Genomic DNA, 14,023 nt, shown 5'->3' with positions numbered 1-14,023 from the left:
TTTAGTGACTTAAAGCATTAAATACCAAGAGTAAAAGTCCGGTCAAATCTATTTTAAGATTCAGGCAATTTATGTCGGATTAAGTCTGAATTGACACACATTAAACGCACATTAAAAAAGCCCCGCAGTTTTCACTGCGAGGCTTTTTATTAAACGCGACCAGATTAAATCTGGTCAGGTTAATTACATCATGCCGTCCATACCGCCCATGCCGCCCATACCACCCATGCCGCCCATACCACCGGCTGCTTTGTCGTCAGCGATTTCAGCAATCATGCAATCGGTTGTCAACATCAGGGAAGCGATAGAAGCTGCATTTTGCAACGCTGAACGCGTTACTTTAGCAGGATCCAACACACCCATTTCAACCATATCGCCGTAAGTACCGTTAGCAGCGTTGTAACCGAAGTTACCTTTGCCAGCTAATACAGCAGCTACAACAACAGACGCTTCTTCACCAGCATTTTGAACGATCATGCGCAATGGTTCTTCCATCGCACGCAGAACGATCTTGATACCAGCTTCTTGATCTGGGTTGTCGCCTTTAACGTTGATCGCTGCACGAGCGCGCAACAGAGCAACACCACCGCCAGGAACGATACCTTCTTCAACCGCTGCGCGAGTAGCATGCAGAGCATCTTCAACGCGAGCTTTTTTCTCTTTCATTTCAACTTCAGTAGCAGCACCAACTTTGATCACTGCAACGCCGCCAGCCAATTTAGCTACACGTTCTTGCAATTTTTCACGGTCGTAGTCAGAAGTCGCTTCTTCGATTTGAACGCGGATTTGTTTAACGCGTGCTTCGATCGCCAAAGTTTGACCAGCACCGTCGATAACGATGGTGTTTTCTTTGCTTACTTCGATGCGTTTAGCTTGACCCAAGTCAGCCAAAGTTACTTTTTCCAAAGTCAGGCCAACTTCTTCAGCAATCACTTGGCCGCCAGTCAATACAGCGATGTCTTCCAACATAGCTTTACGACGGTCACCAAAACCTGGTGCTTTAACTGCACAAGTTTTCAAGATGCCACGGATGTTGTTCACAACTAAAGTTGCCAATGCTTCGCCGTCGATATCTTCAGCAACGATCAACAATGGACGACCAGCTTTAGCGACTTGTTCCAATGTTGGTAACAGGTCACGGATGTTGGAGATTTTTTTGTCGTATAACAGAACAAATGGATTTTCCAGAATCGCTACTTGCTTTTCAGGAGTGTTGATGAAGTATGGTGACAAATAGCCACGGTCAAACTGCATACCTTCAACGATGTCTAATTCGTCGTTTAATGATTTACCGTCTTCAACAGTAATAACGCCCTCTTTACCAACTTTGTCCATCGCTTCAGCGATACGGTCACCGATAGATGTGTCGCTGTTAGCTGAAATCGAACCAACTTGAGCGATTTCTTTAGTTGTTGTACATGGCTTAGCGATGCGTTTCAGTTCTTCAACTGTTGCTGCAACTGCTTTGTCGATACCGCGCTTCAAATCCATTGGATTCATACCGGCTGCAACGTATTTCATGCCTTCGCGAACGATAGCTTGCGTCAATACAGTAGCAGTAGTTGTACCGTCACCAGCGTTATCGCTAGTACGGGAAGCAACTTCCTTAACCATTTGCGCGCCCATGTTCATGAGCTTGTCTTTGAGTTCGATTTCTTTTGCTACAGAAACACCATCTTTAGTGATAGTAGGCGCGCCGAATGAGCGTTCCAGAATAACGTTACGGCCTTTAGGGCCTAAAGTTACTTTAACTGCGTTAGCTAGAATATTAACGCCTTCAACCATTTTGGCGCGCGCTGCGTCGCCGAAAATTACTTCTTTAGCTGCCATGTGAAACTCCTGAACTGTTGAGATTAACGCTTGTGCGTCAGTCTAAAAATTTGTGTGGATATCAGAAAGTAAAATTACTTCTGAACGATCGCCATAATGTCTTCTTCACGCATCATCAACAATTCAACGCCATTGTCTTTGAATGCCTGGCCGGAGTATTTACCGAACAAAACGCGGTCACCAACTTTAACTTCTAATGGACGTACTTTGCCATCATCTAAAATTTTGCCGTTACCAACTGCCAAAATTTCACCTTGATCTGGTTTTTCAGCGGCTGCTTCCGGGAGCAAAATGCCAGATGCTGTTTTTGTTTCTTGATCCAGACGCTTAACGATAACGCGATCATGCAGGGGACGAAGGTTCATACACACTCCTTAAATAATGGTTGTAACAAAAAAGGTTTTAACGAAAGTAAGGGGACACGTACAAGCTTAAACAATGTCGCAACGGCAATGTGCCGTAATTAAGAGACATTGTTAGCACTCTCTCCCGTCGAGTGCTAATTATATGGGCGAAGGTCTGGATTTTCAAGGACAAGAGGTGAAGATAATTTCTTTAGCTGAAAAAGTTGTTGTTAAAATTCAGCTAACTTTGAATTATTTCGGTTGTAACTTGATTTTATATAAATGGTTGATGCATATTTGATATGTAATAAAGGAAGTTATTTGGTTTGAAGTATGGCGACTTATTCTTTTAATTAAATGATCTTCCTTGTGTTGAATGACTCTCGAATCAGGTTACTCCGCTTGACGTGTCCTGGTTTTAGCTATTCCGCGTTATCACAGGCTTCCCTTATTACCCATTTGCTGTTATTGAATATCGAGGTAGGCTAGGATGTTCGTTCGATTGCCGAGAGTTTATTTTTCCTTCGCTTTCAAGAGTAGAGAGCGCAGGTATAAGGACTGCACTGATTTCAGGGCGCTCGGTAGCTAGCGCGCGATCTATTTGATACCAGCTCCATAGCCCATCGTTTTTAGCAATGGCAGCAAGAACCAAATTTCGAATCACTTGAATATCCATGTGTGTTGCGCTCCGCTAAGCTACGCCTGAATAATCGTTCCATCCCCATACTCTCCCACAACCGGGTCTAGGTTTTCTGGTGAGTGAAGAATCGTGGGGCCTCGGGAGCAGGCCTGTCGCGTCAGGTATTCCGTCAAACCTTCCGCCTGAACCGCAGGTGGAATTGTCGCTTGCATTTCCGTTAGTAATTCTTCCGTCGCTCTTACAATCCACTCTACCGTGCGATATTTTGGGGACACTATCTGGATGTTCTGCGAGTCAGTCTGGTCAAAGAAACCATGTTGCAGTTTATGCCTTACGTAGGAAAGCGCAGTAATGCCAGGAATAGTGCGCTTTTCCAAATAGGCCTGATTCACATCTTCTTCATAACGTACTACGTCGTCCGGAAACTCGTATCCCTCATCTTCCAGAAGTGCCTCATTAACGATATTCGGCAACAGAGGCCTCGCGTCTTCGTGACTGACTTCAAACAGGAGAATTTTCTTGAGCTTCTTCATTTCTTTCTGTTGTTCCGTATCTGTTTTTCGGATGGCGATACTCGGGAAGTACTCACGGATGAACGTATTGGATTTATTCATGAGTTCATCTCTGCTCAACTTTGGCTGTTTTTGCAAAAATCTGCTGTCCATGTCCATCATCTTCCAGGCATGATTAAGGTCGTGAATGAGGAATTCGAGTGGAGACTGCCAGAATTCATCAACATACACAGGCTCCGTTGATACCCCTATAAAATAGATTGGAGTGCCTCGGATTCTCATGAGATCAGTGGCGGAAATATTGTCAAAAGTCGGAATGATGATCACATCCGGGATTCGGTGCATCAGCTCTTCGTATCGATACCAATATTTCTTTTGGAAATGGGTGCTCAGATTCTTCTCGGTACGGCACACTACATCAAAGAAACCTACAGCTTCGAACAAGATGCGTAACGTCGGGGCATAAGGACACATCGGGCCATTCTGGATCGTAACGTGGTGAAGTTTATGCAGTAACTGATCGCGCATCGACGCAAGTGCTGCATTGTCGCGACACTTCCCTACTATCGCCGGGAGCATCATCTGGCTGCGGAAGTGTTCAACTACTGGCAACAATTCTATGATTGGCGTATCCAAACTGTCGTTATTCAACGCAAACCGTACCCGCAATCCACGATATACATCCAATGGATTATTTACTGATTCCCGTATCCACTCGTGATGAGAAATTCCCTGCGTTTTGCTAAAATTTTTCGCAATGAGCGCAGCGGCAATCTGTTTGTGGTGACCGAAGGCAAACGAGCCTTCTTTCGCGTTCGGCGTAGTAATCATGCTTTCAGGAAGCCATCGCCCCTCAACGCCTTCGGTATCGGAAATTTCTACGAGGAATCCAACTGTGTCGACGATATGACGCGGATCTGACGGAACAGCGATTTCTTTAAGGTGATCGCGATATCCGTGAGAAATGGTTCTATCCATATAGATTCTCGCGACTTTTCCTGCTTCGTTCCGGACGAAATAGTATTTACGACCGTCTGATTCCGAAATTCCATATTCCAACGTTGCAGATCCGAACACTTTCGTGCCCGTTACCCGAAGTGCTGCAAAAATGTGGGCTGGGATTCCGATTTCGTTTTGTTCGTCTTCATCCCGGAGTAGGCCGCCAGGTAGAGACAAGCCTTCAGGAAAAAAAGTCCGATTCAACGTCAGGAATTCCCGTCCGCTTTGTCCATCGCGCATTACTAGTACGTCGATAGTCTTACGAACCATGACACCCTGATCAATTCGCTGCTTTGCCTGAATTTTGAGCTCTTGATCGGACAACAACGCGTTCACTACGGCGGATTGAGGATCCACGTTTAGATATTTACCGATGCAAATTTCGATCCCATTCTTGCGGATGGGGTCACGTAGGCGGTGGTACCAATAAACCATGTATAGGAGCGATTCCGCATAGAGGCTCGCCGGATAACTTTGCGTATCGAGAGTTATTGCGTATTTATCGAGTATTTCGAAAACGATGCCATCTACGCTATCTGGTTGCGTGACTGAGAACAAAGATGAAAGATCGTCGATAACTTCTGGGAATTCACTATTCTCTGATAACCCGAGAATCGGCGCAGGCGCGTTAAATGCCATCATATTTTCCTTAACGGTTTTTCTTATATTAAAGACTTAAATTGCGTTCGAAGTTAACAATGTCAGCTCCCGGCTTCAGGGAATAGAGCTGAGCTAAGCGTCCTCCTGAAGATATTTTTTCATTGGAAATTTCAAACATTTCTGATGCTTCAATTCGCCGCATTAAACTTTTTCTTTGAATTGGCTTTTCGATGATGGCTTCAATCACTTTGATCAATTGACCGATGCTAAATTTTTCAGGCAAACAAAATACTGGAATCATTGAATACAGTGTTTTTTGTTGTAGTCGCTGCTGCGCAATATCAATGATGTGTCGATGATCGAATGCGATCAATAACTTGGGCAATTCACTCACACTTAACCAACAGGCGCTCTCTACGGACGCGATTTTAGACTCAACGTTTTGATGTGCTACCAACGCATAATAGGCAAGCGTTACGCTATATCCCCGCGGGTCACGCTTAGGTCCAGAAATGACTTGCAGTTGTTCTAAATAGCTCGGCACTAAGCCCGTTTTGTTCAGCAACTTTCGACGTGCAGTCATATCAGTGTTTTCATCCACATTGATATCAATAAATCCACCGGGCAGTCCCCAATATCCCTCAAACGGCGATTCTGCGCGCTTGGCCATGAGCACTTTCAAAACACCATCGTGAACAGTGAATAGCACACTGTCCACAGTGAATAAAGGTTTCTCTATTTGCAATATCGTATTCATTTTGTCATTTCGTATTTTATGTCTTTGGGACACTTTCTTTATAGCATAAGTTACAGTTTGATAAAAGTTGTGACGCCTCGCTTGACTTTGTGTCTCACGGACATTAATATCATCTCATGTTTTATTTTATCCCTCGATAAAATAAAAGAAAGCATAGTCAAGCAAGCAAGAATTGACTGTGTTCTGATTACTTCGAAACAGGGTTAACAAATGGATAGCCACGTTACAACCAAGAATCGCTATTTTTTACCAAATCCTCAACAAGCCGGAGATTTATTTAAGCTTTTTCAATTTGGGAGCGGTGAAAATCATCTGCAAATTTTAGCGCCCAGCAGTTCCCATGTGGAAATTATGTTTCGCTACAGCGGAGATCAATCGCTCATTCAGCTCCTACTGCTGACCGATGCATTACGTCGCCAAGGTGCGACTAACATCGACTTATTTATTCCGTATTTTCCCGGTGCAAGGCAAGACCGTGTTTGTAATCAGGGTGAGGCATTATCGGTCAAGGTTTATGCCGATTTAATCAATCAACAGCATTATCAAAAGGTTTGTGTTTTTGATCCGCACAGCGATGTGGTGGTCGCCTTATTAAATAATGTCTATTGTGTAAAAAACCATCAATTTATCCGGGAAGTCGTTAGTGAAATTGGCGCGAATCTTATTTTGATTTCGCCGGATGCCGGATCAAATAAAAAAATCTTTGAATTATCCAGTCAACTGGGCGGCTTGCCGGTAGTTCGGGCGGACAAAATACGTGATGTACGGAATGGGGCAATTATCGGCACCGAAGTTTTTTGTGATGATTTAAGCGGAAAAACGGCGGTGATTGTCGATGATATTTGTGCCGGCGGTCGAACCTTTATCGAATTGGCGAAGAAACTCAAAGCCAAAAACTGCGAAAAAATTGTCTTGGTTGTATCGCATTATGAAGACACTGCGGATGAGAAAAAATTAGCGGAAAGTGGCATTGATGCGATATACACCACCAACAGTTTGCAAGACTTGGTCGCAACGGAATTATTAAATGTAAAAAACATTTGGCGCTTTATGCCAACACAAGGAGAAAAATAATGAACTTGAATCCCGCTACCGCAATTGATGGCTACAAAGTCGATCATCGTCGTCAATATCCAGACAATACCCAAGTTGTGTTCAGTAATTTAACCGCCAGAACAACACGTCGCGAATATACCAGTTATTTAGTGTTTTTTGGCTTGCAGTATTTCATAAAAAGCTTCTTGATAAAAAACTGGGAAGAAGATTTTTTTAAACAGCCAAAAGACGAAGTGATCCGCCGTTTTTCCCGCCGCATTAACAATTATTTAGGTCCAAACAACGTTGGCACTCAGCATATTGCGGATCTTCACGACCTCGGCTATTTACCGATCAAAATCATGGCCCTGCCGGAAGGTTCGGTTTATCCGTTACGAGTTCCATGCCTGGTTATTTTTAATACGGACGAGCGTTTTTTCTGGCTCACCAATTATTTGGAAACCATTCTGTCGACCAATGTATGGGGCATGTGCACCAGCGCCACGACAGCACATGAATACAAAAAATTACTTACCGCTTATGCACTGGAAACCGATGGCAGTACTGATTTTGTAAATTGGCAAGGGCACGACTTTAGTTTCCGCGGCATGTTTGGAGCTGAAGCTGCTGCAATGAGCGGTGCTGCGCATTTACTGAGTTTTACTGGCACCGATACTATTCCTGCCATCGATTTTCTAGAAGACTATTACGGAGCAAATAGTGACCTTGAACTGGTTGGCGGCAGTGTCGCAGCAACTGAGCATTCTGTGATGTGTGCGGGTGGTATGGACAACGAGCTTGAAACTTTCCGTCGCTTGATTCAAGACATCTATCCGGCTGGTATCGTGAGCATCGTGTCGGACTCTTGGGATTTCTGGCAAGTGATGACGGATTTCACTGTCAAACTGAAAGAACAAATAGTAGCGCGCGATGGCAAAGTGGTGTTCCGCCCGGATACCGGTTGCCCCGTTAAAATGATTTGCGGCGATGCCGATGCAGAAATCGGTACACCAGAATACAAAGGCGCGATTGAATGTTTGTGGGAAGTGTTTGGCGGTAGCGAAACTAAGCAAGGTTATAAAATCCTGGACCCGCATGTCGGTCTGATTTATGGCGATTCCATCACCATAGAACGCGCCACGGCGATTTGTGCAGGGTTGAAAGCCAAGGGATTTGCCTCAACCAATGTGGTGTTTGGAATTGGCAGTTACACCTATCAACACGTCACTCGCGACACCGATGGCTTCGCCGTGAAAGCGACTTTCGCCAAAATTTCCGGAGAAAATCGTGAAATTTTTAAAGCGCCAAAAACCGGTGACGGCACCAAAAACTCAGCTAAAGGATTAGTGGCCGTCTACAAAGATGATCAAGGCGAATTTTATCTGAAGGACCAAGTAAGCTGGAATAACGTCAACGAGTGCGAATTTGTTCCTGTGTTTGAAAATGGAAAATTACTTAATGAAGTGACGCTTGCTGAAGTCAGGGCTAGATTGGCTGCCACAATTTAAGAGTGTTGTTTCGCTTACCTTTTTTGAAGATAATTTTCTGCGGATAACAGTGGAAGACGTTTGAATCTTCCATTGTTCAATTGATTGATAACCGAATCAGCATAAAAAAATCGCGCAAACTAATCCCTAAGGAGCTCAGTAATTCTATGCCTGCGATAATCAAAGCGGTTCATGCTGATATTACAAAGATGCAGGTAGACGCGATCGTAAATGCTGCTAATTCATCATTGCTTGGCGGTGGTGGTGTTGATGGCGCGATTCATCGGGCAGCAGGGGTGGATTTAGTGCACGAGTGTCGACTGTTAGGTGGTTGTAAAACTGGGGAGGCGAAGCTGACAAAAGGCTATCTCTTACCAGCAAAATATATTATTCACACAGTTGGGCCGGTTTGGCGCGGAGGTACAAATGGAGAATCTGATCTCCTGAGATTGTGCTACAGCATTTCGATTGATATCGCAGCCAAGCAAGGCATCAGCACGCTCGCATTTCCGAGTATTAGCACTGGAATTTATGGTTACCCAATTGAATTGGCCGCAGAAGTTGCTGTCATTACAGTGAGAGCGGCAGTTCAGCAATACAGTAATATTAAAGAGGTTATGTTTTGCTGTTTCTCTGGCAGTGACCTTGCTGTTTATGAAAAGGTGCTGAATGAAGCATCTGTATAACTGGTATGTCGAATGAATTTACAAATCCTGTATATAACCTTGTCATTTATTTCGTAGACTTTAAATATCCCTCCTTGTGCAATGTGACGTGGAGTTGGTTCTAAAATGCGTGTACTCATAACTGGCTCGACGACTTGGACTGATATTAAAGCTCTGCGTCGAGAATTTGCTTTCCTTCCAAAGGAAACCATAATTATTACTGGCGATACTTCTGGTGTTGATGCTTTCGCCAACGAGGTTGCCCCTGAGTTCGGATTTGTCGTTGAATTGATGAAAAAGACTAAGGAGGATTACGAAACCTACCCAGATAACGGTTGGAAAGGGCTCAATGATCGAATGATCAGAACAGGAATCGATTTGCTACTTGCATTTCATCCAGAATATGGAAAACCAGGATTGGCACTCGGGACCCGACATGCTGTTGAGTTGGCTGAACAAGCCGGTATTCAGGTGATTATTTTTTATAAATAACAACCTGAGTAATTTATTTTAAAGATTGGCCTCGTTGCTTAAGAGCTGCAGATGAAAAAATACAATAATTCATTTAAACAAAGATCAGGTTCAATCATCGCACTTGATGCCGACGGCGTATTGTTGGACTATAACGCAGCTTATCGCCTGGCTTGGGAGAGGGCATTTGGGCTGTTGCCGGATCTTCGCGACAAGAACGCTTACTGGGCAATTGATCGCTGGGATGTGAGCCGTCTCGACGGAATGGAACTGATCAAATTTCGCGCATGCTTTGATGAGCAATACTGGAAATCGATACCTGCAATTCCAAATGCGGTAAAAGCTTGCGAGGAATTGTGCTCTGCCGGATACGAACTGGTTTGCGTGTCAGCAATTGAATCTCAATTTCAGCATGCGCGCCTTCAAAATCTTCAAGAATGCGGATTCCCTATTGAAAGAGTAATTGCCACTTCCGGTTCGAATACTGGCATTAGTCCAAAAGCTGCGGCGTTACGTGAATTGAATCCGATTGCCTTTGTTGATGATTTTTTACCGTATTTGCGTGGTATTCCAGATGATATTCACGCCGCACTGATCATGCGCGAGCCGAATGGTAGTCCTAATCTGGGGGGAGAATTAAATCTCGCGCATTCGCTTCATCCAGATTTGCAGGCCTTTGCATCGTGGTGGCTTAGTGAATCCAGATGCGTTGAATAAATTTTTATGCATTAGTGCGGTACGACGTGTTTGCCATATACGCAAGAATTAATGTTGTTGGAACGAAGATTTTAGCGAAGTAGATTTGAAAGAATCTAACTTAAAAAAATGAAAATCATGTTTAACGTCAAATTTATCAAGTTTCAGCCAACCGCCTATGTGCAGCAATACAAGAACGGAAGTGTTAAGCGCGAGGAGCAGGACTCTCCTTCTTTTACTACGCGCCTACCACTTCGATGGTGGTTGTATCTATGGGCAGTGAAGATGTTGCTTTTATTTTTGAAGAAAATTCGAGCGATTTCCAGCAAATTGCTGTTCAAGGTCAGGTGACCTATCGCATCAATGACTTCAAGAAGATAGCGAGTTTATTGAATTTTTTGATAAATCCCATTCACTCTTTCGGACATCATGTGGCGTACATATGTCCCCTCAGATTCGAATTGGGATCAGACAATATCAAATCGAATTCTTGCTTGGCCATGGTGTAGCTTTCGCCTGCATTGATCTCTAATCCATCTCGATCAAGCACAACAATAATGCCGCGAAGATAGCTGATTAACCCCGCATTTCGCAATCTACACGCCGCCTCGGTAATGCTTTCACGCCGCACACATAACATGGTGGCAATCATTTCCTGAGTCACGTTTAATACATTGGTGGCAGAGCGATCCAGCCGGTCAAGCAACCAGCGCGCGAGCTTTTGATCGACAGTGCAATGATTTTCATACACTGAGATTAGCGTCATCTTGGAAAATGAGGCCTGCATGTAGCGCATCAACAGATCATGCAACTTGCTGCAATGCATGCAGACCTCCTTGAGTATTGCTGCATCCATTTTGTATGCAAAACCGGCGCTTTGAACCCTGGCGGTTCCAAGCGCGCGATCGCTCATCAAAATCGACGTGCCTATAAGACCCTCATGGCCGGTCACGCCTATTTCCGTCTCGTTTCCATCCGCCCGTAAAAACAGCGATGCGATGATTGCCGTGGTTGGAAAATAAACATGCGATATCTCGCTGCCGTGCTGATGCAGTTCCTTGTTTAATGGAAGCTTTACTAGTTCAAGGTGCGGCAACAAGTACGCCAGTTCGTCGGGATGAAGCGATGCTAGCAGATCATTTTGTGTCGCACCGATCGGGCTCGGGGTAAACTTTCCCGCAGCAGAGGAATACGTCTTAGTGAGTAAAGCTGTGGATTGGAAAGCCAACCGCGCATTTGTTGAAATTGTTTTGGATGAAGAGTTATTCATGTTTTCCTCCGTGAATTTCACTAGAAAAATTAAACGTACCGCCTCAAACGAGAAATACCAGCTTGACGATTAAATGCCGCTGCAACGATATTGAATGTATCAACTGAATATTTTTTCATCGCAGCTAGAAGTCATCAATCAACTTGCGGCTTTGATACTCAATTGATTGTTGACGGTCTTCACGCCTTCGATGTTTTGTGTAATCTGCGCGGCGCGCTCCAGTTATCGTTGTATCGAGTAGTAGCAATCGCTGTGCCAGAATGAAAAATATTTTAATATTCAATTAGTTAGATGGATTTAATGCTGGCAAGCAATGTCGGCGCCTTTGGTTTTGGCTAAATTTTGTCGTCATCAGGCGACAGGGATTTTCTGTAATTCGGTAAGCCTTTGAATTAACTGGGATTATTTCTGTTGTCGAGAGGCGACATAGGTGATATAGGCGATTTTTAGTAGTAAATTGTGGAGCAATGTTGGCGCAACATTTTTGCAAGAAATAGCTGATGAGCATCAAAAAAACACCAAAAACAATTTATTGGATTTGCATCGGACACCATTTCAGCTTTCGTTGTTGCACTATGGCAAGACAACTTTGGGAAGTTGTATAGCTTCGTTGAACGGGTTTGTGCATTAGCTATCAGCCGATTAATACCGCTGTCATTAATTCAGCGTGCGTAGCTGATAGTAATCACCCTGAACTTTATCGTCTCCTGTAAAAACATCCATTTACACCGAGTTTATTTAGAAATGGAAATGGTCTGTCGCCCGTTAACGACATGAATTATTTTTAATAATTCAAATAAGAAAAAGGCTCAATAGGAACCAAGGCAGCCCGCTTACGCAGGGGAGAACGTTCCTTGACCTGATCCTCGACTGGTAGAGTACTTTTATTTATGCAATAAAGCCTAAATTCGCCTAGACTAATTTATTGCGAGAGGCTATCGCCCGGACTCGAACTGCCAGTGTTTTTGATCTCTATGTGACCGGAAAAAATGCCTGGGTAGTCGTAAGAACAAGTGGACAGGGGAAAGAGTCGATGAAGTTGAAAACACTCGGCGTGGTTCTGATCGCCCTTCTGGCAGGCAGTTCATTCGTGTTTACGGTAGCGTTGCTGATCGTAGAGAATCAATTTGACGCCGCGCAACAATCCATTAATTCTGTCTATCTGAAATCGGTTCTGCCCTTGCAGGAAATTGACGCGAATACTAAGAACCTACGCTTTCAGCTGTATGCGAGCTTTATGCACAACAAGCAATTGGACGTCAGCGTTCTGCATGATCATCCTATTTCCATTCATTTTAATATCATCGAAGCGGAAATAAAAAAGAACCAAATGTTATGGGAAGAGCTAAAGACTAGGCCGGAGATACCGGAAACCGACTTGCGCGAATTACGCGGGTTATACGATACCTTTTACCGGGATGATATTACGCCAGCTTTCACCGCTGCCAAAAACGCTGACTGGATGGGGATCGTTCGGCCAATCACGTCAAGCTTGAATAACTATGTCGAGTTCGAGCGTGTATTGCAGGACAAAATTGCTTCTATACAGCTATCGGAGCAGCGGCGTTATGAAAATATGCGGGCATGGCAGCGCAACTTTTTTAACTTATTGCTGGTTCTTGTTTTGATGGTTTTGACGGTGGCAACAATGCTTGCCTGGCGTACGATTTCGCACCATAGCGCATTGCTGCAGGAAACGAATCGTTCTCTGGCGGAAGCCAATCAGGGACTGGAAGAAAAAGTTTCAGCGCGCACTCAGGCGTTGGCTATTGCCAATGATGAAATGACAAAGTTGGTAGAGCATTTGCAGGCTACTCAAAAACAACTGGTGCAAGCCGAGAAGTTAGTCGCGCTGGGCGGTTTGGTTTCAGGTGTCGCGCATGAACTTAATACACCAATAGGTAATGGCCTGTTAATGGCCACAACGTTATCGGATTTAGCGTCGGAATTTGAAACCTCGCTCGGCAAGGGGATGGCGCGTTCGACATTCGTCAAGCATGCGGCGCAGATCAAGGATTGTTGTGCTTTGATCGAAGGATCATTGCAGAAGGCAGCCAATATTATCGTTTCCTTCAAATTCATCGCGATGGATCAGCGTAATGAGCGTCGACAGCGCTTTGAATTGGCCGAACTGTTGAACGCGATATTGGTTGAGCGTCACCCTTATTTTCAGAAGGCTCGCTGCGACGTGCAAATGCGGCTACCTGAGGGCTTGGCGCTCGATTCATACCCGGATAGTCTTACGATGGTATTTAACATCTTGATCGACAATGCGTTGACGCATGCATTTGACGAAAACTCGCCAGGCAGTATTGAAATTGTTGCCAGGGAAATGGATCAAAACATGGTCGAAATTACTTTTTCTGATGATGGCGCAGGTATGGATCCGCAAGTTCTTCAGCGTATATTTGAACCATTTTTTACAACCCAAATGGGGCAAGGCACGAATGGACTTGGTATGACAATCGCGTACAACATTGTTACGGGTATTCTGGGCGGATATATCAGTGTAAAGATGGCCTCGCCACGTGGCACCATTGTTGAAATTGTAGTGCCCAAAGTGGTTCTGTCGAGTTAACACGATTGAGGCGGCGGTGAAAATCGGAATTAAATAAGTACATTTTTATTCCATCAGAATGCAGCTATCTAATTGACTGTTTGCGAAAATGCCCGCAGTGGTATCGCAGCGTTAATTCGGCCGCACTAGTTTATTGAGC

At 44.3% G+C, this 14,023-nt stretch carries 11 protein-coding genes; 6 read left to right on the top strand and 5 right to left on the bottom strand.

The annotated features are described in order from the left end of the window. Window positions 1–183: 183 nt before the first annotated feature. The 4 genes from groL to S2091_RS14795 all read right to left on the bottom strand — a co-directional run bounded on the left by groL (window position 184) and on the right by S2091_RS14795 (window position 5,682). Window positions 184–1,830, bottom strand: coding sequence for a chaperonin GroEL (groL, locus tag S2091_RS14815; RefSeq protein ID WP_105532726.1), 1,647 nt, complete (start codon window positions 1,828–1,830; stop codon window positions 184–186). 74 nt (window positions 1,831–1,904) lie between these two features. Next, on the bottom strand, window positions 1,905–2,195 hold the full coding sequence (locus tag S2091_RS14810) for a co-chaperone GroES (protein ID WP_105532725.1): 291 nt from the start codon (window positions 2,193–2,195) through the stop codon (window positions 1,905–1,907). A 675-nt stretch (window positions 2,196–2,870) separates the two neighbouring features. Further along, window positions 2,871–4,967 carry a hypothetical protein gene (locus tag S2091_RS14800; RefSeq protein ID WP_133166921.1) on the bottom strand — a complete coding sequence of 699 codons (2,097 nt, stop codon included), beginning with the start codon at window positions 4,965–4,967 and terminating at the stop codon, window positions 2,871–2,873. A 25-nt stretch (window positions 4,968–4,992) separates the two neighbouring features. Beyond that, window positions 4,993–5,682 carry an NUDIX hydrolase gene (locus tag S2091_RS14795; protein ID WP_105532722.1) on the bottom strand — a complete coding sequence of 230 codons (690 nt, stop codon included), beginning with the start codon at window positions 5,680–5,682 and terminating at the stop codon, window positions 4,993–4,995. A gap of 210 nt (window positions 5,683–5,892) precedes the next feature. On the opposite strand from S2091_RS14795, the gene prs reads away from it, so the two are divergent. The 5 genes from prs (at window position 5,893) to S2091_RS14770 (ending at window position 10,057) form a co-directional block, all read left to right on the top strand. Then, on the top strand, window positions 5,893–6,756 hold the full coding sequence (gene prs, locus S2091_RS14790) for a ribose-phosphate diphosphokinase (RefSeq protein ID WP_105532721.1): 864 nt from the start codon (window positions 5,893–5,895) through the stop codon (window positions 6,754–6,756). Continuing rightward, window positions 6,756–8,225, top strand: coding sequence for a nicotinate phosphoribosyltransferase (locus S2091_RS14785; RefSeq protein ID WP_105532720.1), 1,470 nt, complete (start codon window positions 6,756–6,758; stop codon window positions 8,223–8,225). Before prs ends, S2091_RS14785 begins: the two co-directional genes overlap by 1 nt. A gap of 146 nt (window positions 8,226–8,371) precedes the next feature. Further along, window positions 8,372–8,890, top strand: coding sequence for an O-acetyl-ADP-ribose deacetylase (locus tag S2091_RS14780; protein ID WP_105532719.1), 519 nt, complete (start codon window positions 8,372–8,374; stop codon window positions 8,888–8,890). 105 nt (window positions 8,891–8,995) lie between these two features. Further along, window positions 8,996–9,361, top strand: a complete 366-nt coding sequence (locus S2091_RS14775; RefSeq protein WP_105532718.1) for a hypothetical protein — start codon at window positions 8,996–8,998, stop codon at window positions 9,359–9,361. Between the two features lie 51 nt (window positions 9,362–9,412). After that, window positions 9,413–10,057, top strand: coding sequence for a 5' nucleotidase, NT5C type (locus S2091_RS14770; RefSeq protein ID WP_105532717.1), 645 nt, complete (start codon window positions 9,413–9,415; stop codon window positions 10,055–10,057). A gap of 406 nt (window positions 10,058–10,463) precedes the next feature. Here the strand turns inward: S2091_RS14770 and S2091_RS14760 are convergent, their stop codons facing one another. After that, window positions 10,464–11,306 carry a Crp/Fnr family transcriptional regulator gene (locus S2091_RS14760; protein WP_105532715.1) on the bottom strand — a complete coding sequence of 281 codons (843 nt, stop codon included), beginning with the start codon at window positions 11,304–11,306 and terminating at the stop codon, window positions 10,464–10,466. A 1,033-nt stretch (window positions 11,307–12,339) separates the two neighbouring features. Here S2091_RS14760 and S2091_RS14755 point away from each other — a divergent pair. Next, complete coding sequence (locus tag S2091_RS14755; protein ID WP_105532714.1) at window positions 12,340–13,884, top strand: sensor histidine kinase; 1,545 nt, start codon at window positions 12,340–12,342, stop codon at window positions 13,882–13,884. Window positions 13,885–14,023: the final 139 nt, after the last annotated feature.

This window comes from Solimicrobium silvestre (genome assembly GCF_002976435.1).
GTDB classification, from domain to species: Bacteria; Pseudomonadota; Gammaproteobacteria; order Burkholderiales; family Burkholderiaceae_D; genus Solimicrobium; species Solimicrobium silvestre.
Note: the sequence above shows the minus strand (reverse complement) of the source record. Positions and strands in the feature narration are given on the sequence as shown.

What these genes read in the sequence shown, in the direction of transcription:
- groL (WP_105532726.1), bottom strand. Translation starts at nt 1,830, where the DNA reads ATGGCAGCTAAAGAAGTAATTTTCGGCGACGCAGCGCGCGCCAAAATG.
- S2091_RS14810 (WP_105532725.1), bottom strand. Translation starts at nt 2,195, where the DNA reads ATGAACCTTCGTCCCCTGCATGATCGCGTTATCGTTAAGCGTCTGGAT.
- S2091_RS14800 (WP_133166921.1), bottom strand. Translation starts at nt 4,967, where the DNA reads ATGATGGCATTTAACGCGCCTGCGCCGATTCTCGGGTTATCAGAGAAT.
- S2091_RS14795 (WP_105532722.1), bottom strand. Translation starts at nt 5,682, where the DNA reads ATGAATACGATATTGCAAATAGAGAAACCTTTATTCACTGTGGACAGT.
- prs (WP_105532721.1), top strand. Translation starts at nt 5,893, where the DNA reads ATGGATAGCCACGTTACAACCAAGAATCGCTATTTTTTACCAAATCCT.
- S2091_RS14785 (WP_105532720.1), top strand. Translation starts at nt 6,756, where the DNA reads ATGAACTTGAATCCCGCTACCGCAATTGATGGCTACAAAGTCGATCAT.
- S2091_RS14780 (WP_105532719.1), top strand. Translation starts at nt 8,372, where the DNA reads ATGCCTGCGATAATCAAAGCGGTTCATGCTGATATTACAAAGATGCAG.
- S2091_RS14775 (WP_105532718.1), top strand. Translation starts at nt 8,996, where the DNA reads ATGCGTGTACTCATAACTGGCTCGACGACTTGGACTGATATTAAAGCT.
- S2091_RS14770 (WP_105532717.1), top strand. Translation starts at nt 9,413, where the DNA reads ATGAAAAAATACAATAATTCATTTAAACAAAGATCAGGTTCAATCATC.
- S2091_RS14760 (WP_105532715.1), bottom strand. Translation starts at nt 11,306, where the DNA reads ATGAATAACTCTTCATCCAAAACAATTTCAACAAATGCGCGGTTGGCT.
- S2091_RS14755 (WP_105532714.1), top strand. Translation starts at nt 12,340, where the DNA reads ATGAAGTTGAAAACACTCGGCGTGGTTCTGATCGCCCTTCTGGCAGGC.